Here is a 20,803-nt window from a genome sequence, read left to right on the forward strand (position 1 = left end):
CGCCTGCCCGGCGGGGGGCGCTTTCAGCCCAGGTACGCCTCGAAGTCCCAGTAGGGTCTGGTCCGTTGGCGGGCCGAGATCGTGTGGGGGTGCTGGGCGCCCAGGGTGCGGGTGAGGGACAGCAGGGCGTCCTCCTCCAGCTTTCCGGCCTCCTCCTGCTCGTGTGCCGCCCGCAGGTCCGCGGCCAGGGCCACTTGGCAGGACAGGGTCAGCGGGTGGTCGTGGTCCAGCGTGTGGCGTGCCCGGCGCAGGGTGTCGCGGCTCAGTTCCACGGCGTCCTCGATGCGGCCGTTGAAGTTGCGCGCGCCGGCCGCGTTCAGGGCGCAGCCCAGCACCCAGGGGTGGTCCGGGCCGAGCGTGGCGCCGAGGCCGGCGAGGGCGGACTCGAACATGGACAGGGCCTCGCCCCGCTCGCCGGCGGCCTGCATCACCAGCCCGGTGTTGGACAGCATGCCGGTGGCCACGGGGTGCGCGGGGCCGAGCAGCGACCGGTAGCCGGCCTCCGCCTCGTCGATGAGGTCGCGGGCCTGGCTGAGGTCGCCGTGCTCCCGCAGGAAGTTGCCGTAGTTGGTGAGGAACGCCAGTGTGCGGTAGTGCCCGCGGCCGTGCAGCTGGATCAGCTGGTCCAGCAGGCTGGCCATCCCGGGGCCGACGTCCGGCGCGTGCCCGCCCTCCCGGCGCCGGCACATGGCCAGCTGGGAGCGGGCTTCGAGGGTCTGCGGATGCTGCGGGCCGAGCACCTGCACATGGAGCCGTACGACGGGTTCCTGACGGGCCAGCGCCTCGCGGTAGCGGCCGAGCAGGCGGAGGCTGTGGGTGACCGCGTTGCCGGAGTGCAGGGTGTTGATGTGCCGGGCGCGCAGGACGCTCTCGCGCCGGGCCAGGGTCTCCAGGTCGAGGTCCAGTGCCTCGGCGTACCGGCCCAGCATGCGCAGGGTGACGCCGAGGTTGTGCCGGGCGACCAGGGTGGGCGGCTCGTCCGGGCCGAGGAGCCGCTCGTTGCCCTCGAGGACCTCGCGCTGGAGGTCGTACGCCTCCTGGTAGCGGCCCAGGGAGCGCAGGCCGGAGGCGATGGCGCTCTTGCTGACGAGTTCGCCGATCTCGTTGCGCCGGGGGGCGGCCTGGAGCTGTTTCAGCACGCCCCGGTGCAGCTCGTACAGCTCGCGGAACCGGCCGCTGTTGCGGAGCATGTTGCCCTCTTGGGTGGCCAGGTCGAGCATGGGCTGGTCGATCGGGTCCATGAACCGCGACCAGTGCTCGCGGACCTGCTGCGCCAGTTCCAGGCCGCCGCTGTACTCGCCGCTGCGGGTGCAGTACCGCAGGCAGTTCAGGACCAGCTCCTGCACGCGCGGCTGTCCGCTCTCCAGGGCGCCGGAGGGTTCGAGGTGGGGCAGCAGTTCGGCGTAGCGCGGCCAGTTGCGGCTGTCGGCCGGGTTGCCGGGGTCGGCCTCGGCCAGCAGGGTGCGCACCGCCCGCCGGTGCAGTTCGCGGCTGCCGTCGCTGGTCAGCTTGGAGACGATGTCGTGGACGAGGCGGTGCATGTGCACCGACTCCTGGTGCGGGCCCATCTCGGCGGCCAGCGGGCCGCGGGTCTCGCGGGTGAGCACCGAGTAGTTGACGAGGGTGTCCAGGGCCCGGGTCCAGGCGGGCAGGTCGGTGGACATCCAGCGCAGTTCCTCGGGCAGCTCGGCGCGCGGGTAGGCGCGGATGAGGCCGAGCGGGATGCGTCCGGGGGCGAAGGAGGTGCACAGGCCGAGCACCTCGATGGCCTGCGGCTGGGAGCGGCGCAGCCGGTTGAGCAGTATCGCCCAGGAGGTGAGGGAGGACTGCGGGAAGCCCTCGCCGGTGACGGGCTCGTCGACGGTGGACAGCCGCCGTTCGCGCACCATCCGCAGATACTCGGCGGCCTCCATGCCGGACTCGCCGAGCCAGGACGCGGCCTGCACCAGCGGCAGCGGCACGTCCCCGAACTCGGCGGCCACCTCGTCGGCCTCGCGGGCGGTGATGTGCGGGGCGCGGCGCATCAGGTAGGCGGTGGACTCGGGGCGCAGGAACGCGGGGATCTCCAGAACGTCGGTGTGCTCGTTCCAGCCCCGGTTGCGGGAGGTGATCAGCACGTGCCCGGTGCCCTGCGGGAGCAGCGAGGTCACACCGTCGATGTCGTCCCAGCCGTCGAAGACCACCAGCCAGTTCCCGTACGGCTCCCCGCGTCTGAGCGCGTTGCGGACCGCGCGGATGCGTTCGCCGGGCTCGCTGCCGATGCGCAGGCCGAGTTCGACGGCGAGTTCGCCGAGGCGGTCGCGCTGGATGGTGCGGTCGTCGCTGTTGACCCACCACACCAGGTCGTAGTCGGTGCTGAAGCGGTGGGCGTACTCGGCGGCCAGCTGGGTCTTGCCGATGCCGGACATGCCGACGAGCGTGCAGGCGGCGGCGCCGCGCTCGGCGTCGGCGAGCCGCTGGTGGAGTTCGCCCAGCAGGTCGTCGCGGCCGGTGAAGCGCGGGTTGCGGCGCGGCACCTCGCCCCAGATCTCGCAGCGCTCGTCCGGGTAGCGGATCCGGCCGGCGAGCGCGCGGGGGCGGGTGAGCGGTTCCAGGCCGAGGCGGCGCAGCAGGCGGTCCTCGGCGGCCTCCTCGCTGAGCGCCCACAGGCTGGCCGGTTCCAGGACGGCGGTGGCGGGCAGCAGCGGCCGGTTGGTGAGGTTGACGGCCGCGAACCGGTCGGCGTGGGCGGCGACGAAGCCGCGCAGCGCGTCGTTCCACTCGCCCGGCGGACGGGGGCCCAGTTCGAAGAACCAGTCGTTGAGGACCAGCAGCACCTTTCCGCTGGCCAGCAGCAGATCGCCGAGCGAGTCCTCCAGCGCGACCTCGCGCGGCGGGTCCCAGCGCTGCAGGGTGGCCCGGTGTCCGTGCCGCTCCAGGCACTGCGCGATCCACGCCGCCCACGAACGGTAGTACCCCGGGAAGACCACGAGCACGTGCTCGGGTGCCGCCGCGCCGTTCGCGCCCGGCCGCCGCTGTTCCGCCATCGCCGCTCCCTGCTTCCACCGCCGCCGCCGGTCTCCTGGGCGGCCGCACGCATAACGTAACGCAAGAGGTCGTCCACGGAGCGTCAGCCCGGCGCGTGGGCACTGCCCGCGAGGCGCGCGTGGTGGCTGCCCATGTGCCGGACGAACTCCCTTCCGCAGGAGGTCAGTTCATCGGACTCCGCCAGCACGGACAAGGCCTCGGCGACCTGCTCCCGGCACGCCTCGAACCGCTCGTCGGCGCGCCGCCGCCACACCCAGGCGGGTCCGGTGCGCGCCTTCCCCCACAGGTCCAGCAGCGCGAGGTGCGCGTACGCGCCCTGGAGGACCCCCGGCACCGGGCGCGGGTCGCGCCGCCAGCCCACCCGGTGCAGGCTGCCGCCGGGCCGCCACAGCGGGACCAGTTCGTCCAGCACCGCCAGTTTGGTGTGGTGCGTCTCGTGCACCAGCAGCTCGGCCAGCTCGCGCCGGTCGGCCGGCAGCTGGGCGAGGACGGCGCCGGGCGCGGTCCGCACGGTGGCGCTCAGCGGCGGTCCGCCGCCCGCCGACGGCGCCAGCGGGACGACGGCCCGCACCAGCGCCAGGGTCTCGGCGGCGCGGGCGGGGTGCGTCGCGGTCAGCAGGGCGTGCGCGTCGCGCCAGCGGGCGGCCCACGCGGCCGGGTCGGAGTACGGCCGCTCGGCCGCGGGCAGTGCCGCCGGACCGATCCCGCCCGGGGGCACCCGGTGGGGGTCCACGTCGTCGAGCACGGCGGTGCCGCCGGGCAGGGTGTGCAGCGCCGACCAGGCCAGGGCACCGTCGGCGGTCCACCGGGTGCCGGGTCCGGCCGGGGCGGGCCCGGACAGCAGCAGCGTCTGGCCCGCGCCGTCGGTGACGCGGAGGGTTCCGGACCGGCCGCTGAGCCGGGCCCGGCCGCGGGCGCAGCGCAGCAGCCCGGCACCGGGCAGCGGCAGGATGCCGGCGGGCAGCACGCGGGTGGTGGTGAAACGGCAGCCGGCGCGCAGGGCGGCGGCTACGGCGACGGCGCCCAGTCCGGCGAGCCCCTCGGCGAACTCCGGGCCGTCAGGCGCGGCGAGCGCGGTGGCCAGCCAGGCACCGGTCGTCGGATAGTCGAGGACGGCGCGGACGGCCCGGGAGTCGGACCGCTCGGCCCGCTCCAGCAGCGCCCAGTCGTCCTCGAAGCGCCGCCGTGCCGCCGCGGGCAGGGTGCCGCGCACGCGGTCGAAGCGGACCAGGAGGGACTTCAGCAGCAGCATCCGCCGGGCGTGCAGGGCGGCGCGCAGGGCCGTGGTGACGGCGGGCAGCGGCCGGGTGCGGGCCAGGGCGGCGAGGGTCTCGGGCGGGACCGGCCCCGCGGCGGGACCGGCCGGGCGTATGTCCCCCTCGGGTCCCACGGCTCCCCGGGTCATGCCACGGTGTCCTCGCCGCGTAAGGGCTGCCGCGCGGGACCGGCCGAAAACGCGCGCCCGGGCCGGCCCGGCGTGATCTCGTCGTCCCCGCCGGTGGTGTACCAGACCCGGCGCAGCCCGTCCGGGTCGGCGAGCACCCCGGCGACCGCCGCGAGCACCGCCGGATCGTCCATGGCACGCAGTGTCCGCAGGTCGACGTCGGTGAGGTCGGGCGGGAACACGGCCTCTTCGGCGTCCTCGCCGAGGCCGGCCCCCCGTGTCCTAAGCTCCCCCACCCTCGGCTCCTCCCTGCCCTACGGCCGCCCGCACAGCCGCAGTGGCTGCCCACTTCTTCCCGACAGGCCGGAACCAGAAACCCTGGACGGCTCAACTCCGGTCACGTTCGCGTGCGTCGGTCCAGTCCTGGGACCACGGCCACCACGGCGGGGCCGTTTCCCGCCAGTCCCGCTCGGGCAGCGACCGGGCGTCCGCGGACGGCGGTCGCCGCTCCGCCCGCCGGGTCAGCTCGACATCGGCCCAGTCGACCTCGCGCAGCGCCCCGACGAGCCGCTGCCACTGGTCCAGGGCGGCCCGGAAGGCGTCACGGGCCGCGCCGGGCCGTCCCATCAGCGCCAGCACCGCCCCGCAGCCGTGCCGGGCGCGTGCGGCCGTCACCGAACCGGGGTCGCCGCCGTGGGCCGCCTCCGCCTCCCGTTCGGCGTTCTCGTACGCCTGCAACGCCTCCATCAGCACCGGCGCGCCCGCGTGGTACCAGCCCTCCAGCCGCACCCGGCCCAGCTGGAGCCAGACCTCGGCCCGTACGGCCGCGTCGGTCGCCGCGCGCACCGCCTGGCCGAGCAGGTGCCGGCTCTCGAACAGGTCGGGCAGGAAGCCGACGTGGCGGAAGCGCTGGGCCAGGGCGCTGCCGACCAGGCCCTGGAGCCGGCCGCGGTGCGCGGACCGGGCGGGCAGCGACTTCAGCGCCTCGCGCAGCACGTACTCGGCGCGGTCCACCACACCGGCCCCGTCACCGGCGGAGGCCCGCCGCAGCAGCGACTCGCCCCAGGCGGTCAGGAGCCGGACGCGCAGCGGGCCGTCGGCGGGGGCGAGCAGCGCGGCCCGCTCGTACGCCGCGTCGGCCTGCCCGGTCTCCCCGGCCGCGTCGTGGAACGCGGCCAGCGCTTCCAGGCACGGCAGCAACAGGTCCGGGTCGTCCCCGGCGGCCTCCAGCGCCTCGCCGAGCGCCCGCCGCAGCTCGGCGGGCTCGACGTCGTCCCGGTGCAGTGCCCGCGCGAGGTCTAGCAGCGCGGGCCCCCGCACGGAGTCGGGCACCCGCTCCCGCGCCAGCACGGCGCAGGCCTCCCGCAGGACGGGCTCGGCGTCAGCGGGACGCCGCAGGTCGAGCAGGACCCGCCCGCGCAGCGACAGCCGCGCCCGGTGGGCGGTCACCTCCCAGGGCACGCCGTCCCGGCTCCCGGGGGACGGCTCCGGATCGGCGGCGGGTACGGCGGTGTCCGTGCCGCCGCGGCCGGGTCCGCGACCGCCGTCACCGGTACGGCCGTGCGTGCCCCCGGCGTCACCGGGGCCGGCGCGGCCGGCCTCCCGGTCACCGAAGCCGCCGTCGCCGCCCCCGGCGCGGCCGGCCTCCCGGTCACCGAAGCCGCCGTCGCCGCCCCCGGCGTGACCGGGCCCGCTGCCGCCGGACGCCCTGTCGGCGCGCCCGCCGTCGCCCGGACTCGTGCCCTCGGTGCCTCCGGGGCCGGGACGCCAGGCGCGGGCGACGGCGGTGATCCGCGGCCAGGGCGGGACCTCGCCGTCCAGGGCGCCGAGCGCTTCCGTCAGGTGGTCCTGTTCCGCCGTCAGCTCCCACAGCTCACGGCGGCACGACGCCAGTTCCAGGGCCGCCTCCGCCCGTTCCCGGCTGTCGGCGGGGGCCGCCCCGTACGCCCCGGCGAGTTCGGCCGCCGCCTCCCGCAGCAGCCCGGCGCGCCGCCCCTGCGCCCGCGCACCCGCCGTACCGGCCTCGGCGCGCAGCACGCGGCCGAGGACCAGGCGCGCCCGGGCCACGGGACCGGGGCCGTCGGCGCCGGTGCCCGCCGTGGCGACGCGGGCCTGTTCCCGGGCCCGGCGCAGCATCTCCGGGTCGGCCAGCTGCCGCCACCGGCCGAGCAGCCGCTCGGCCTCGGTCAACGGATCGGGGGTGACCAGGTCGGGCAGGTAGAAGCGCAGCACGCGCGCGGGGATGCGGGCGAACAGCTCGGCCTCCACGCTGCCGCCGGCGTCCCGCGCGCCGCCGTCCTCGGCGGGGCGCCCCGTACCGGCGTCCGGGTCGTGGTCGGCGAGCCGGGCGGCGGCCAGGGCGGAGAAGTTGCGGGTGCCCTTGCCGAAGTGCCGTTCCACGTAGGCCGAGCAGTGCTTGAGGACGAGTCCGGCGGTGTCCTGGTCGAGGGAGGACAGCAGCAGGTCCTGCATGCGCGGCGAGTACGCGAAGCACGGCTGTTCCTCGGTGCCGGGCAGTTGCCGCAGCAGTCCGCCGAGCAGCACCTCGGCCAGTTCCATGGGGCCGGTGTCGGGCAGCATGGCCCGCTGGACCAGCCGCATCACGGGCAGGGTGAGGGGCGCGGCGGCGAGGTAGACGGCGAGCCGGAGGGCGCCGGGTGAGGCTCCGGCGCGGAAGGACCGCAGCAGTTCCTCGTCGGTGCGCGCCGGAGCCTCGGCGGCGACGGCCCCCGGTGCGGTGGCGGGGTGGGCGAAGGCGGCCCAGGCGTGCTCGCGGGTCGGACCGGTGCCGGCGAGCAGCCGGGCGAAGGCCGCGAACGCCTCCGGGGTGGGCTGGAGCACCGGTACGGGCCGCGCGCCCGGCGGCCGTTCCTCCGCCTCCTCCCACGGCTCGTCCTCGGGCAGGAAGTCCAGGCGCCCGCCGGACTCGCCGGTGCGGACCAGCAGCCCCGGCTCGGCGGGCAGCGCGGTACGGCCCCACAGCCGGGGCGGCAGCGGCTGGACCACGGCCAGCGGGGCGGTGCGCGGCCAGCCGTGCAGCAGGCGCTGCGCGGTGCCGTTCTGCCACAGGGGGCCCACGCAGTCGCTGATGACGAAGGTGAGCCGGCGCCCGCTGGGGTCGTGCAGTTCGTCGGCGGGCCGCAGCCGGGTGCGCCGGCCGGGACCGGCGGTCGTACCGACGAGGGGGGTGCCGGTGTCGTCGGCGTACAGCTGGTGGACGCGGACGGAGGCGAACGCGCCGGACTGCTGGCAGGCCTGGCGGAGTTCCTCGACCATCTCGCCCCAGACGGCCATGGCGGGCCCGGTGTCCATGAGCAGCTGGACGTCGCAGCGCCGGTGGCGGCCGGGCCGGGTGACGGGGAGCAGGATGCCGCTGGCGGCGGCGCGGTCGGCGGTGGCCGCCTCGTCGATCCGCTCGTCCCGGCCGCGGGCGGAGGCGGTGCGGTAGCGGCCGAGGGCACGCAGTGCCTTCTGCAGACCGAGCAGTCCGGGCAGGGCGCCGGCGGCGGGGGCGCGGACCGGGAAGGCCGCGGGGTCGCCGTCGGTCCGGGCGTAGGGGGCGGGGCCCGGGGTGTGCAGGGGGACGGCTGGCGCGTTGACGCGCAGCGCCTGCGGGCCGCCGGGGCCGTCCGGTCCGGACCCGTCCGGCGGTTCGTCCCGCGCCCCCGGACCGGACGCGCCGCCGTCGCCCGGGGAACCGGCGGAACCGGAAGGGCCGGGCGGTCCTCCGGGGTCGGAGCCCGGCCCGCCGTCGGGGTCGCCGGGCACGGACGTGCCCAGCCGCCGGGCCAGCCAGAGCGCGTCGGCCACGTCCTCGGCGGTGGGCTGGAGCCCGCCCTGGCGCAGCTTGCCGATCAGCTCGTCCAGGCGCATCCCCGGCATCCGCCTCTCACCTCGTACGGTCGAGCGGTTGCATCAGCATCTCGGCGATCCGCTCCCGGGTGAGGCCCTGCGCGTGCGGATCGTGCTGGGTGAGGAACAGGGCGTTGAGGAGCTGGTCGGCGGCGAGCACCTCGCCCGGTTCCCGCTCCAGGAAGCGGCGGATGAGGTCACTGCCGGCGGCGACGCCGTCCGTGCCGAGGTGTGCCTCGACCATGGCCGTGAGCTGCTCCTCGCCGGGCGGGTCCAGTTCGAGCTGGACGCAGCGGCGCAGCAGCGGGGCGGGGAAGTCGCGTTCGCCGTTGGAGGTCATCACGATCACCGGGAACGCGGTGCACGCGACGCGCCCGCCGCGCACGGCCACCCGGTCGCCGTCGTGCGTGAGCACCTCGACGACCGGTTCCCGGTCGGCCAGCCGTTCCAGCTCGGGGACCGAGAACTCGCCTTCCTCCAGCGTGTTCAGCAGGTCGTTGGGCAGGTCGAGGTCGCTCTTGTCCAGCTCGTCGATGAGCAGGACGCGGGGCTGCTCGGCGGGCAGGAGCGCGGTGCCGAGCGGTCCGAGGCGGATGTAGGAGCCGATCCCGGTGGCGGCGGCACCGCGGTCGTCGCCGCCGGCGCGCTCCAGCTGGACGTCCTGGAGGCGGGCTATGGCGTCGTACCGGTACAGACCGTCCTGGAGGGTGGTCCGGCTGACGACGGGCCAGCGCAGCACCTTGCCCAGGCCGAGTTCGTGGGCGATCGCGTAGGCCAGGGTCGACTTGCCGGTCCCCGGGTTGCCGGTGACCAGCAGGGGCCGGCGCAGGTAGAGGGCCGCGTTGACCGCGTCGACCTCGGCCGGCCGGGGCGCGTAGTTCTCCACCAGCCGGCGGCGCACACCGAGCCGGCGGGCGCTGCTGCGATCCTCCGGGCCGCTGTCGGCGCCGTCCCGGGAGGCGGCGAAGTCACGCCAGGGCGGCGGCGCCGGCAACCGTCGCATGCCGTCGTGCGGCTGACCCACTCCGCGGTAGATCCGCCAGTCGTTCACCTTGGGCTCCTCCCGGCTCTGGTGATCATGCAGCGGGCCCGGCCGTCCGACGTACGAGGCTACCGCCCGCCGGCCGCGCCCGCCGAGGTTCGCGGCGTACGGCGCCCCCTCCCCCTTCCCGCGAACAGCCGTACGACTCGGGAGAGTTGACGGGATGTCCACCGGGATCGGCGGGCCGCCGGCGGGTCAGCCGCCGGGCGCGGCCAGCGGCGGCGGCCGCACGCTCCCCGTCCCGTACGGCGTCCGGTCCGGCGGCGGGTCGAGCAGGACGGCCACCTTGCCGCGCAGGCCGTGCGCCCGGGCGGTGTCCGGGTCGGCCAGGCGGATGCGCAGATCGCGGACCGGACCGTGCAGCCCGTCCGCGTGCCCGGCGAGGCCCAGCAGGTCGGCGGCCTGCCGGTGGAAGTCCCCGCACTCGTCGTGGTCGTGCAGGTCGCGGCGCCACAGCACCACCGCGTGCCCGGACCGCAGCGCGTCCCGCATCGCCGCGTAGCCCTCGCCGCTGCCGACGGGACCGCAGTAGACGGGCACGGACGCGTCGCTCATCGCCGACAGGGCGCCGTAGTACGGGAACCTGCCCCCGGCCCGGGCACCCGGCGGATGCCCCTCGCCGGCCGGCCGCCCGTGCAGCGTCCCGTGCGCGAGGGGACCGCGCGCGACGCCCTTCCAGCGGCGGCGCCACTCCGGTGAGGGCGGCAGGCCGTTGCGCCGGATGTCCCGGACGACGACGGTCCGCCGCATCCCGAGCGGCAGGGCCCGCTCGTCCACGAAGTCGTCGTCCTCGTCGTCCCCGGCGTCCTCCACCGCCTGGCCGGCCGTGCCGGCGCGCGGGTCGGGGAGCAACTGCCAGTCGTCCACCGGGAGGTCGAACAGCTTGCGGGGCAGGAAGACCTCGATCGCGGCGAGATGCTCTCCGTGGTCCCCCTGGTTCAGCGCCTTGGCCAACGGCTCACGCAGCACCCGCGCCAGTTCCTCGGCCCGCGCGCCCCGGTCGTCCCCGTCGACCGGGGTGACGTCCTGCCCGCCGTAGATCAGCTGCACGCTCCAGGGATGCCGGCCGTAGGTGGCCGGGCCGATCTTGACGAGGACGTCGGTACGGGTGTCCGGGGAGGGGGCGGCGACCAGCGGCCCGGGCGCACGGCTGCCCTCGGCCGCCTCGGCGGCCCCGACGGAGAGCGGCACGGTGCCGGGCTCGGTGGGTGACGGCGTACCGAGGCACTCGACGGCGGACGACGCCCCTGAGACGGACGGCGTTCCGACGGCGCCGACCGGGCTGGACACGTCGACGGCTCCGCTCTGCGCCGGTACGGCCTGCGCCGGAGTCACGACCGCCCCGTTCGACAGCGGCACTCCGTCGGACGCCCCGCCGAACAGGCCACCAGGCCGGCCACCGGACGTTTCGTTGATCGCGGCGGTGGGCGAACCGTCGCCCCGCGCCGCCCCATCGGCGCCCTCCAGCAGCGCGCCGATGGCCTTGCCGACCGCCCAGTGCCGGTGGCCGGCGGCCTGCCCGGCTATCCACTCGGTGAACGCCCGCAGCCGTCCCGCCTCCACGTCCCCGGCGTGTTCGCGCGCGGTCCGGCGGGCCACCCGGGCGGCGTACAGCAGTACGGCGTCCAGGTCGACCAGCGTTCCGCCGCCGCCGGGGTCGAGCATGCGCAGGCCGTACAGCAGCGCGGCGCCCTCGCGCCAGGTGCGGACGTTCCGCAGCATGAGCGACGGCAGCCGTTCGCCCCGCACCTGCTCCTTCACGTCCTCCACGAGGTGGACGACCTCACCCGCCCCGGCGGGCGGCGGCAGGTGCGCGAGGTGGCCGTAGAGCCGTGTGCGCAGTTCGGTGCCGACGCCCGAGACGGACGGCGCGTGCCCGGGCAGGGTGGCCTGGACGGCGGTCCAGTGCGGGTACGGCGAGGGGGCGCCGAGGAGGCCCGCGTGGTGGAGGTCGTGGGCGCGCAGCACCTCGCGCACCGCGCGCCCGGCCTCGCGCGAGTCCAGCAGTTCGTACAGCGCGGTGACCGGTACGGCGACGCCCTCCTCCCGCCGGCGCCCCTTGATCACGCCGATGACGGAGCCGTGCCGCAGGTCGAGCACCGGTCCGCCGGAGAGTCCGCCGACGGGGAGGACGCCGGTGAGCAGCAGCGCGCGGGCGTCGGACCCGGCGAGTTCGCCGCTGCCCTGCCGGATGCCCAGCTCGCCGGTCTGCACCGACCAGCCGTAGAGCCCGAGCGGGGTGATCGGGCCGGCCTCCCGGTCGCCGAGCCACAGGCAGCGCACCTCGTCGGCGCCGCTCACCCGGACGAGCGCGAGGTCGGGGAACGGCCAGGGGTCGGGCGCCGGCCGTCCGGGCTCGGGGCGGGGCGCGACGACGACGGCCGTCCCGGTGCCGCCGCGCGGCTCCCAGACGCCGTCGGCGGTGCGCTCCTGCCAGGTCACGCTCAGGGCGCTCTCCCCTCGGCACACCGCGGCTCCCCCCTTTCCCACGACGTGGGCGCAGGTCAACAGCCAGCCCGGGGCTATGAAGAACCCCGACCCCCAGTACGCGTCACGGTCCGTTGCATACCCGTCACCCGGTGCGCCGATGCGCGCGAGCGAGGGGCGCACCATCTCGTCGAAGGCGCTCATACGGCCCCGGGGGCCGGGGACTGCGGCGGTACGACCGTGCCGCCCGTCGTCGCGGGGTCCGCGCCGTCAGCCGTCGCGGCCGGTTCGGTCCAGGTCAGGGACACGGTGAGGGAGGACGTGCCGCCGCCTTCGGCGATGGCGCTCACGATCTTGCCGGACTGCGCCGTCAGTTCGATACCGAAGCTGACGGAGACCTCGACGGGGGCCGGTGTGTCCAGACCGGCGCGCAGGGAGCGCACGACGCCACCGACCGTGCCGGCCAGACCCCCCGCCATGTCGATGACCCGGTCGCCGAGCCCGGTGTCCCAGTAGCCGCCCTCGTCCAGCGCCTCCCCGGCGGCGGCGCCGATCCTGGCCCAGACGACGGTTCCGTCGTCCAGGCGCACGCGTTCGATTCCTCCAGCCATGACGCCCCCGTTCGCCGATGGGAGGAGAAGGCTAACTCCCGGGGAGGGAGAGGGGGAGGGGAAGAGGGCAGCCGGCGGGGGGCACGGCCGACGGACACCCCCTGCCCGTCCCGCCGGCCCCGCTCAGGCCCTCGTCCCGTTCGACCCCCTCCGCCCTACTCGTCCTCCTCGTCGTCGAGCCGGGCGAGCCAGGTGGCCAGACGCTCCACGGGCACCTCGAAGTCCGGGTTCAGATCCACGAACGTGCGCAACTGCTCCGCCAGCCACTCGAAGGTGACCTCTTCCTCGCCACGCCGCTTCTCCAACTCCTCGATACCGCGGTCGGTGAAGTACATCGGTGCCCATCTCCAGCAGATACATCGGCCTGACAACAACTCCCACCAGCCTATGCCGCCGCCGGGACGTCCCCCGGAAGAGCGCCTTGACTTCCGGCGGCCACGATATATCGTGAATATCGGAGAACGCGATATGGCGTGTCCTGACACGTGCCCTGCCCGGCCGAGGAGGCCCCATGCCCGAGTGGTCCGTCACCGAACCCCAGAAGCTGACCTTCGACGCCCCCCTGCACGACCTCCAGGTCCGCATCGTCAACGGCACGGTGAACGTGGTGGGCACGGACGAGGGCCCGGCCCGCCTGGAGGTCTCGGAACTGGAAGGTCCGCCCCTGATCGTCACCCGGAACGGCACCACCCTCACCGTGGCCTACGAGGACCTGCCCTGGAAGGGCTTCCTCAAGTGGCTCGACCGCAAGGGCTGGCGCCGCAGCGCCGTCGTCTCCCTCGCGGTGCCCGCCGACACGCGCGTGGAGGTGGGCGTGGTCGGTGCGGCGGCGGTCGTCTCCGGCATCCACGGCCCCGCGGTGATCAGGGGAGTGACCGGCGACACGACCCTGGTCGGCGTCTCGGGCCCGGTCCGCGCGGACACCGTCTCGGGGAACCTGGAGGCCCAGGCGGTCACCGGCGACCTGCGGTACAACTCGGTCTCCGGTGACCTGACCGTGGTCGAGGGCTCCGGCTCCTCCGTGCGCGCCGACACCGTCAGCGGCTCCATGATCGTGGACCTGGACCCGGACGGCCCCACGGACATCGGCCTCACCAGCGTCTCGGGCGAGATCGCCATCCGCCTGCCGCACCCGGCCGACGCCGAGGTGGAGGCGAACACCGCGAGCGGCACGATCTCCAACGCGTTCGACGGCCTGCGGGTGCGCGGCCAGTGGGGCGCGCACAAGATCACCGGCCGCCTCGGCGCCGGCACCGGCAAACTGCGCGCCACCACGGTCTCCGGCTCGATCGCCCTGCTGCGCCGCCCGCCCCGGGACGACGACGAGGGCGCCTTCTGGGGCCCCGAGCCCCACCCGGCCGACCACTCCCCCGGCACCCCGGGAGACAATTCCGTCTCCGGCCGGGACGCCACCGGGGACACCGACGGCACCTCCGGTGCCGGCCCTTCCACCGGCGACCCGGCCGACGGCACGACCGACAAGAAGGTGCTCTGACATGCCTCCCGTCTTCGCCCACGGCCGCCTGCGCCTGTACCTGCTCAAGCTGCTCGACGAGGCCCCGCGTCACGGCTACGAGGTGATCAGGCTGCTCGAGGAGCGCTTCCAGGGCCTCTACGCCCCCTCGGCGGGCACGGTCTACCCCCGCCTGGCCAAGCTGGAGGCCGAGGGCCTGGTCCGGCACACCACCGAGGGCGGCCGCAAGGTGTACGCCATCACGGACGCGGGCCGCGCCGAACTCGCCGACCGCAGCGGCGAGCTGGCCGACCTGGAGCTGGAGATCCGCGAGTCGGTCGCGGCACTCGCCGCCGAGATGAGGGCCGACGTGCGCGGCGCGGCCGGTGACCTGCGCCGCGAGGTGCGCGCCGCGGCCTCCGAGGCCCGCCGTGGCACCAAGACGTCCGGGGACGGGCACTCCTTCGGGGAGCCCGGGGAGATGAGCGAGAAGGAGGCATGGAAGACCGCCAAGGAGGAGATGCGGCGGGTCAAGCAGGAGTGGAGGGAGCAGGCGCGGCGCGCCAAGGACGAGAGCCGCCGGGCCCGTGAGGAGGCCGAGCGGGCCCGCCGTCAGGCCCAGGAGGCACAGGCGCGGGCGCGGGCCCAGGCACAGGAGGAGATGCAGCGCATCGCCCGCCGGGTCCAGGACCACTTCACGCGCGGCGACTGGCCGACCGGCGTCCGCGAGGGCCTGACGGAACTGGCCAAGGAGCTCGGGGACTTCGGGAAGGACTTCGGCAAGGGCTTCGGCAGGGACTGGACCTTCGGCCGCCCCGGTGAGGAACCGCATCACACCTCTCCCCGGGAGGACTTCCCCGCGGACTACGAGCCCGCCTGGGCCCACGAGGACACCACCGGCGACCCGGCCCGCGACCTGGACCGCCTCCTGGACCGCTTCCGCGACGACATCCGCGACGCGGCCCGCGACCACGGCGTCACCCCGGCCCAACTCCGCGAGGCCCGCCAGCACCTCTCCACGGCGGCGGCCCACATCACAGCCCTGCTCCACACCCCCAAACCCTGACCCCCGGGTGCGGGGCGAGGCCCCTGCGGGGGCCCACCTCCCAGCCGGCCGAGCCGGGTGGGCGGGTGGGACAGCCGCCGGGGCGGATCCGACACGCTCAGCCCGCAGCCGGCCGAGCCGCCGGGCACACCCTCGACACCCCCTCGAACGTCACCCCGTGATCGGCCAGCACCTCCCCCGCCACCCCTGGCAGCACGGTGAGCGCCAGCAGCAGGTGTTCGTCCCCGATCCCCCGGTCACGCCGAGCCAGGGCAACCCGCAACGCCCGCTCCAGCACGCCCCTGGCCCCACGGCCGAAGCCGGGCCGCCGCCCGCCAGGCGACCACCCCGCCCGGCCGGTGCCCCGCCCCCGGTCACCGGACATCGCTCCGACGCCGTGCACCTCCTCCACCCGCGCCACGATCTCCGACACGTCGATCCCCAGCCCGGCCAGCGCGTCCGCGTCGGCCCGGGTCAGCCCGGCCCGCCGCCGGGCCTCCCCCACGTCCCGTCGCACCCGCTCCCGTGCCTCCGGCTCCGCGAGTCCGAGGGCGGACAGCGCGAAGGACGCCCGGCTGCCCTCCCGGTCGAGGAGCGCGAGCAGCAGGTGCTCGGCGTCCACGGACCGCGCCCCGTCGTTGCCCGCGTACACGTACGCCCCCTCGACCACCGCCCGGGCGTCCTTGGTGAACCGCTCGAACATCAATGCCTCCCGTACTTCTTGTGCACGGCCTGCCTGCTGACACCCAGCTCCGCGGCGATCTCCTGCCACGACCAGCCCTGATTGCGCGCACTGCGCACCTGTACCGCCTCCAGCTGCTCCAGCAGCCGCCGCAGCGCGGCCACGGCCCGCAGTCCGACCCGTGGATCACGGTCACCGGCGCGCTCGGCGAGATCGGTTGCCTCACTCATACTGTCAATCTAGGTTGACATCCCGCAGGTGTCAACCACAGTTGACACTCACGCCATGAGAAAGGGCGGGCCCGGCACCCGGACCCGCCCTTCCACTCCTCGCCCCGGCAGACCGGCGGCCCGCCGAACCTCAGGAGTTGGTCAGCACGATCTTCCCGAACTGCTCCCCGGAGGCCAGCCGTTCGAAGCCCTCCCGGGCCCGGTCGAGCGGCAGCTGCTCGTCGATGACGGGCCGCACCCCGGTCGCGGCACAGAAGGCGAGCAGGTCCTCCAGCTCGTCCTTGGTGCCCATGGTGGAGCCGACGACCTTCAGTTCGAGGAAGAAGATCCGGGTCAGCTCGGCGTGGGAGGGCCGGTCCCCACTGGTGGCACCGGAGATGACGAGCGTCCCGCCGGGCCGCAGGGACTTCACGGAGTGGGACCAGGTGGCGGCGCCGACGGTCTCGATGACGGCGTCCACCCGCTGCGGCAGCCGCGCCCCGGGCTCCACGGCCTCCACCGCGCCCAGCTCCAGGGCCCGCTTCCGCTTGGCCTCGTCCCGACTGGTGGCGAAGACCCGCAGTCCGGCGGCCTTGCCGAGGACGATCGCGGCCGTGGCGACACCGCCGCCCGCGCCCTGCACGAGGACCGAGTCGCCGGGCCGTACCCCGGCGTTGGTAAACAGCATCCGGTACGCCGTCAGCCAGGCCGTCGGCAGACAGGCCGCCTCGGCGAACGACAGTTCCTTCGGCTTGGGCAGGACGTTCCAGGTCGGCACGGCGACCTGTTCGGCGAAGGTGCCCTGGTACCGCTCGGTGAGGATGGAGCGCGGCTCGTGGGGGCCGACGCCGTGGCCGGTCTGGCCGATGACGGAGTGCAGGACGACCTCGTTGCCGTCCGCGTCGACCCCGGCCGCGTCGCAGCCGAGGATCATGGGCAGCCGGTCCTCCGGGAGGCCGACGCCCCGCAGGGACCAGAGGTCGTGGTGATTGAGGGAAGCGGCCCGCACCGTGACGGTGCTCCAGCCGGGACGGGCCTCGGGAGCCGGGCGCTCCCCCAACTCGAGGCCGGTGAGCGGCTGGTCGCGGTCGATTCGGGCGGCGTAGACAGCGAACATGCTGCCGACGATAGGTGCGCGGTGCGGCCGGCGGAACCAGGACCCCCTGTGACACATGCCCTCTTGCGCGACAGCACCCGTGCGGCGCATGACCACCGGCACCCCGGACGGGCGGGCGCCGGACCGAAGGAACGACCCCGTCCGCACGGACGGGGCCGTTCAGCACTGCTCAGCGCCGCTCAGCGCGACGTCACCGGCGAGCCACACCCTCGGCCCGCGCGGCGGCGGCGACCGCCGCCGTGACGGCGGGAGCGACCCGCTCGTCGAACGGGGACGGGATCACGTAGTCGGCGGCGAGATCGTCACCGACCACCGAGGCCAGCGCCTCGGCGGCGGCGATCTTCATCCCCTCGGTGATCCGCGTGGCCCGCACCTGGAGCGCGCCCGCGAAGATCCCGGGGAAGGCCAGCACGTTGTTGATCTGGTTCGGGAAGTCCGAACGCCCGGTGGCGACGACCGCGGCGTACTTGTGCGCCACGTCCGGGTGGACCTCCGGGTCGGGGTTGGCCATCGCGAACACGAAGGCGCCCTCGGCCATGGAGGCGACGGCGTCCTCGGGCACCGTACCGCCGGAGACGCCGATGAAGACGTCGGCGCCCGCGAGGGCGTCCTCCAGCGAGCCGGTGACGCCGGCCTTGTTCGTGAAGCCGGCCAGTTCGCGCTTGACCGGGGTCAGGTCCTCCCGGCCGGCCGACACGACGCCCTTGCGGTCGGCCACCGCCACGTCGCCGATGCCGGCCTCGGCCAGCATCTTGGCGATGGCGACACCGGCCGCGCCGGCGCCGGAGATGACGGCCCGCAGCTGACCGATCTCGCGCCCGCTGAGCCGCGCCGCGTTGCGCAGCGCGGCGAGCGTCACGACGGCCGTACCGTGCTGGTCGTCGTGGAAGACCGGGATGTCCAGGCGCTCCTGGAGCCGGCGCTCGATCTCGAAGCACCGCGGCGCCGAGATGTCCTCCAGGTTCACTCCGCCGAAGGAGGGAGCGAGCCGGACGACGGTCTCGACGATGTCGTCCACGTCGGTGCAGTCGAGCGCGATGGGCACCGCGTCGACACCACCGAACTGCTTGAACAGGATCGCCTTGCCCTCCATCACGGGGAGGGAGGCCTGGGGACCGATGTCCCCGAGTCCGAGCACGGCCGTACCGTCGGTGACGACGGCGACCACGTTGGACTTCCACGTGTAGTCGTTGACCAGCTCCGGCGTTTCCGCGATCGCGGTGCACACGCGAGCGACGCCGGGCGTGTACGCGAGGGAAAGGTCGTCCTTGTCGCGGACCGGCACGGTGGCCTGCACGGCCATCTTGCCGCCGCGGTGCAGCGCGAACGCCGGATCGAAGGAATCGAGGGGCTCCGCCCCGCCGTCCTGGTCCGTTGTGCCGTCGCTGCGAGGATTGACGATCTCCGCTGCCACTTTGTTTTACCCCTTAGGTATGCATGGTTTGAGGGTCGACCACTCCTGGTGAGGGGTGGGCGGGCACCGCGTACGGCTCGATTGCGGATACGTACGAGCTCATACGCGACGGGCGCGCCGCACACGCGCCCTGAGCCCCGGATGAGGGGTGTAAAGAACCTTCTTACCGGACGGACGGCGCCCGCGACGAGTCCATTAGGTGCAAGGTCACATCGCGGAACCGGAAGACGACACGCAGATGACGCGCGACCGGCGGACCGGAATGGCCCGAAAACACCCAAGGCCGACCGACGGGGCGGGCGGGAGCGACCGCATCCTGAGACACGCTGAAGATTTTGCGGCCGGAGCGCTGGATTCCCGCAGATGGTTCGGTGGTGATGGACCAAGGATGTACCGACCTGATGCGGTTCGGGGGTCACCCGTTATCCGATTTTGACATAGCGACGCCCCTGAATGGCGCGGACCGAATGGCAAGATGCCGTAAACCCACGAGGTCGCGACACCCGAAGGTGTGTGTTTCCGTCGACCCATCGGCAACTCTTCCCATCCGCCGGAGGAACCACGATGACCGCAAGCTCCACCCGTCGTACGACCGCAGCGCGCTCCCGTCTGGCCGCGGCCGGTGCGATCGCGGTCGCAGGGGCCCTGCTGATCACCGGCTGCGGTGACCAGACCAAGGACAAGAACGAGAACTCCGGCAGCGCTTCGGCCGGCAGCGCCCCGCTCGCCGGCAAGCTCCCCCAGGACATCCGGACCAAGGGCAAGATCAGGGTCGGTTCGGACATCGCGTACGCCCCGGTGGAGTACAAGGACTCCGCCGGCAAGGTCGTCGGACTGGACCCCGACCTGGCGGCGGCCCTGGGCAAGCAGCTCGGGGTGACCTTCGACTTCCAGAACGGCACCTTCGACGCCCTGCTCACCGGTCTGCGCTCGGACCGCTACGACATCGCCATGTCGGCCATGACGGACAACAAGAACCGTCAGGAGGGCGTCGACCCGGACACCGGCAAGAAGGTCGGTGAGGGCGTCGACTTCGTCGACTACCTGACCGCCGGTGTCTCCATATACACCCGCAAGGGCGACACCAAGGGCATCACGTCCTGGGACGACCTGTGCGGCAAGAAGCTCGCCGTCCAGCGCGGCACCACCTCGGAGGACCTGGCCAAGCAGCAGGCCAAGAAGTGTCCGGGCGGCAAGAAGCTGGCCATCGAGGCCTTCGACGACAACCAGCAGGCCCAGACGCGGCTGCGCTCCGGCGGCGCGGACGCGGTGTCCGCGGACTTCCCGGTGGCGGCGTACGCGGTGAAGACCTCCGGCGGCGGCAAGGACTTCGAGATCGTCGGCGACCAGGTCGAGGCGGCCCCGTACGGCATCGCGGTCTCCAAGAAGGAGACCCAGCTGCGCGACGCGCTCCAGGCCGCGATGGACGCGATCATCAAGAACGGCGAGTACCAGAGGATCCTCGAGAAGTGGGGCGCGCAGGACGGCGCCGTCAAGAAGTCCGTCGTCAACGGCGGCAAGTGACCCGCGGCAGCAAGCGGCCACTGAGAGGCAATTCCCGTGACTGACATCGACAAGACGGCGGGGCCGGTGGACTCGCCCCCGGCCGGCGCGGAGGCCATCAGGGCCATCCCGGTCCGGCACTACGGACGCTATGTCTCCGCCGTCATCGCGATCGCGCTCCTCGTCGCGATCATCTACGCGTTCGGCCAGGGCCGGATCAACTGGCACGCGGTGCCGGACTACTTCTTCGACGACCGCATCCTCACCGGTGTCGGCAAGACCCTCCTGCTGACGGTGCTGTCGATGCTGATCGGCATCGTCGGCGGCATCGTCCTCGCGGTGATGCGGCTGTCGAAGAACCCGGTGACCTCGTCCATCTCCTGGTTCTACATCTGGTTCTTCCGCGGCACCCCGGTCCTGGTCCAGCTGTTCCTCTGGTTCAACCTGGGCCTGGTCTTCGAGTACATCAACCTGATGCCGTTCTACAAGGACTACTGGTCGAACTTCATGACGCCGCTGCTGACGGCGTTGCTCGGCCTGGGTCTGAACGAGGCGGCGTACATGGCCGAGATCTGCCGGGCGGGCCTGCTGGCGGTGGACGAGGGCCAGACCGAGGCGGCCCACGCGCTGGGCATGAGCCACGGCAAGACGCTGCGCCGGGTGGTGATCCCGCAGGCGATGCGCGTGATCGTGCCGCCCACGGGCAACGAAGTGATCAACATGCTGAAGACGACCTCGCTCGTGGCGGCCGTCCAGTATCCGGAGCTGTTCCGCTACGCCCAGGACATCGGCCAGAACTCCGGTGCCCCGGTGGAGATGTACTTCCTCGCCGCGGCCTGGTACCTGATCATGACCTCGGTGCTGAGCGTCGGCCAGTACTACATCGAGCGGTACTACGCCCGCGGCTCCAGCCGCCAGCTGCCGCCGACCCCGTGGCAGAAGGTGAGGACGAACATGCTCTCCCTGGGCCGGCCCAAGGGAGGCATGGCATGACCGACAAGCCGAGCAAGAACCAGGGCACCCCGGCCGAGGGCACC

At 74.2% G+C, this 20,803-nt stretch carries 16 protein-coding genes; 4 read left to right on the forward strand and 12 right to left on the reverse strand.

What is annotated here, in order from left to right; genetic code table 11:
* Nucleotides 1-23 precede the first annotated feature (23 nt).
* The 8 genes from fxsT to AB0946_RS05190 all read right to left on the reverse strand — a co-directional run bounded on the left by fxsT (nt 24) and on the right by AB0946_RS05190 (nt 12,678).
* Nucleotides 24-3,026 carry an FxSxx-COOH system tetratricopeptide repeat protein gene (gene fxsT / locus AB0946_RS05155; RefSeq protein ID WP_366759250.1) on the reverse strand — a complete coding sequence of 1,001 codons (3,003 nt, stop codon included), beginning with the start codon at nt 3,024-3,026 and terminating at the stop codon, nt 24-26.
* Between the two features lie 83 nt (nt 3,027-3,109).
* Nucleotides 3,110-4,432 (reverse strand): HEXXH motif-containing putative peptide modification protein, encoded by a 1,323-nt coding sequence (locus AB0946_RS05160; protein WP_366759251.1) that lies wholly within the window; start codon nt 4,430-4,432, stop codon nt 3,110-3,112.
* Nucleotides 4,429-4,707 (reverse strand): hypothetical protein, encoded by a 279-nt coding sequence (locus AB0946_RS05165; protein WP_366759252.1) that lies wholly within the window; start codon nt 4,705-4,707, stop codon nt 4,429-4,431. The genes AB0946_RS05160 and AB0946_RS05165 overlap by 4 nt, the downstream gene beginning before the upstream one ends.
* A gap of 91 nt (nt 4,708-4,798) precedes the next feature.
* Nucleotides 4,799-8,293, reverse strand: a complete 3,495-nt coding sequence (locus AB0946_RS05170; protein WP_366759253.1) for an SAV_2336 N-terminal domain-related protein — start codon at nt 8,291-8,293, stop codon at nt 4,799-4,801.
* A gap of 7 nt (nt 8,294-8,300) precedes the next feature.
* The gene (locus AB0946_RS05175; protein ID WP_366759254.1) at nt 8,301-9,314 is read right to left on the reverse strand and encodes a MoxR family ATPase; all 1,014 of its coding nucleotides are present in this window, start codon (nt 9,312-9,314) and stop codon (nt 8,301-8,303) included.
* 186 nt (nt 9,315-9,500) lie between these two features.
* Complete coding sequence (locus AB0946_RS05180) at nt 9,501-11,936, reverse strand: trypsin-like peptidase domain-containing protein (RefSeq protein WP_366759255.1); 2,436 nt, start codon at nt 11,934-11,936, stop codon at nt 9,501-9,503.
* Nucleotides 11,933-12,343, reverse strand: coding sequence for a CU044_2847 family protein (locus AB0946_RS05185; protein WP_366759256.1), 411 nt, complete (start codon nt 12,341-12,343; stop codon nt 11,933-11,935). The genes AB0946_RS05180 and AB0946_RS05185 overlap by 4 nt, the downstream gene beginning before the upstream one ends.
* 155 nt (nt 12,344-12,498) lie before the next feature.
* Entirely contained in the window at nt 12,499-12,678 is a 180-nt protein-coding gene (locus AB0946_RS05190; RefSeq protein WP_014674941.1) for a DUF6104 family protein, read from the reverse strand.
* A 176-nt stretch (nt 12,679-12,854) separates the two neighbouring features.
* On the opposite strand from AB0946_RS05190, the gene AB0946_RS05195 reads away from it, so the two are divergent.
* Nucleotides 12,855-13,838: a DUF4097 family beta strand repeat-containing protein gene (locus AB0946_RS05195; RefSeq protein WP_366759257.1), complete on the forward strand. Its 984-nt coding sequence runs from the start codon at nt 12,855-12,857 to the stop codon at nt 13,836-13,838.
* A 1-nt stretch (nt 13,839) separates the two neighbouring features.
* The gene (locus AB0946_RS05200) at nt 13,840-14,862 is read left to right on the forward strand and encodes a PadR family transcriptional regulator (RefSeq protein WP_366759258.1); all 1,023 of its coding nucleotides are present in this window, start codon (nt 13,840-13,842) and stop codon (nt 14,860-14,862) included.
* A gap of 97 nt (nt 14,863-14,959) precedes the next feature.
* On the opposite strand, the gene AB0946_RS05205 is transcribed toward AB0946_RS05200, so the two are convergent.
* The 4 genes from AB0946_RS05205 to AB0946_RS05220 form a co-directional block, all read right to left on the reverse strand.
* A complete protein-coding gene (locus tag AB0946_RS05205; protein WP_366759259.1) occupies nt 14,960-15,544 on the reverse strand; it encodes a Clp protease N-terminal domain-containing protein in 585 nt (194 codons plus the stop codon).
* Nucleotides 15,544-15,753, reverse strand: coding sequence for an HTH domain-containing protein (locus AB0946_RS05210; protein ID WP_014674937.1), 210 nt, complete (start codon nt 15,751-15,753; stop codon nt 15,544-15,546). The genes AB0946_RS05205 and AB0946_RS05210 overlap by 1 nt, the downstream gene beginning before the upstream one ends.
* Before the next feature lie 130 nt (nt 15,754-15,883).
* On the reverse strand, nt 15,884-16,849 hold the full coding sequence (locus AB0946_RS05215) for a zinc-binding dehydrogenase (RefSeq protein ID WP_366759260.1): 966 nt from the start codon (nt 16,847-16,849) through the stop codon (nt 15,884-15,886).
* Between the two features lie 190 nt (nt 16,850-17,039).
* Nucleotides 17,040-18,263 carry an NADP-dependent malic enzyme gene (locus AB0946_RS05220; RefSeq protein WP_366759261.1) on the reverse strand — a complete coding sequence of 408 codons (1,224 nt, stop codon included), beginning with the start codon at nt 18,261-18,263 and terminating at the stop codon, nt 17,040-17,042.
* Nucleotides 18,264-18,827: 564 nt separating this feature from the next.
* On the opposite strand from AB0946_RS05220, the gene AB0946_RS05225 reads away from it, so the two are divergent.
* Both AB0946_RS05225 and AB0946_RS05230 read left to right on the forward strand, forming a co-directional pair.
* A complete protein-coding gene (locus tag AB0946_RS05225; protein ID WP_366759262.1) occupies nt 18,828-19,787 on the forward strand; it encodes an ABC transporter substrate-binding protein in 960 nt (319 codons plus the stop codon).
* A 36-nt stretch (nt 19,788-19,823) separates the two neighbouring features.
* Nucleotides 19,824-20,759, forward strand: a complete 936-nt coding sequence (locus AB0946_RS05230; protein WP_366759263.1) for an amino acid ABC transporter permease — start codon at nt 19,824-19,826, stop codon at nt 20,757-20,759.
* The last annotated feature ends 44 nt before the right edge of the window (nt 20,760-20,803 follow it).

The organism is Streptomyces sp. NPDC046870 (genome assembly GCF_040704595.1).
Lineage (GTDB): Bacteria > Actinomycetota > Actinomycetes > Streptomycetales > Streptomycetaceae > Streptomyces > Streptomyces argyrophylli.

Coding starts and splice junctions, on each gene's coding strand:
- fxsT (WP_366759250.1), bottom strand. CDS start 3,026: ATGGCGGAACAGCGGCGGCCGGGCGCGAACGGCGCGGCGGCACCCGAG.
- AB0946_RS05210 (WP_014674937.1), bottom strand. CDS start 15,753: ATGAGTGAGGCAACCGATCTCGCCGAGCGCGCCGGTGACCGTGATCCA.
- AB0946_RS05160 (WP_366759251.1), bottom strand. CDS start 4,432: ATGACCCGGGGAGCCGTGGGACCCGAGGGGGACATACGCCCGGCCGGT.
- AB0946_RS05190 (WP_014674941.1), bottom strand. CDS start 12,678: ATGTACTTCACCGACCGCGGTATCGAGGAGTTGGAGAAGCGGCGTGGC.
- AB0946_RS05215 (WP_366759260.1), bottom strand. CDS start 16,849: ATGTTCGCTGTCTACGCCGCCCGAATCGACCGCGACCAGCCGCTCACC.
- AB0946_RS05200 (WP_366759258.1), top strand. CDS start 13,840: ATGCCTCCCGTCTTCGCCCACGGCCGCCTGCGCCTGTACCTGCTCAAG.
- AB0946_RS05185 (WP_366759256.1), bottom strand. CDS start 12,343: ATGGCTGGAGGAATCGAACGCGTGCGCCTGGACGACGGAACCGTCGTC.
- AB0946_RS05180 (WP_366759255.1), bottom strand. CDS start 11,936: ATGAGCGCCTTCGACGAGATGGTGCGCCCCTCGCTCGCGCGCATCGGC.
- AB0946_RS05170 (WP_366759253.1), bottom strand. CDS start 8,293: ATGCCGGGGATGCGCCTGGACGAGCTGATCGGCAAGCTGCGCCAGGGC.
- AB0946_RS05205 (WP_366759259.1), bottom strand. CDS start 15,544: ATGTTCGAGCGGTTCACCAAGGACGCCCGGGCGGTGGTCGAGGGGGCG.
- AB0946_RS05195 (WP_366759257.1), top strand. CDS start 12,855: ATGCCCGAGTGGTCCGTCACCGAACCCCAGAAGCTGACCTTCGACGCC.
- AB0946_RS05225 (WP_366759262.1), top strand. CDS start 18,828: ATGACCGCAAGCTCCACCCGTCGTACGACCGCAGCGCGCTCCCGTCTG.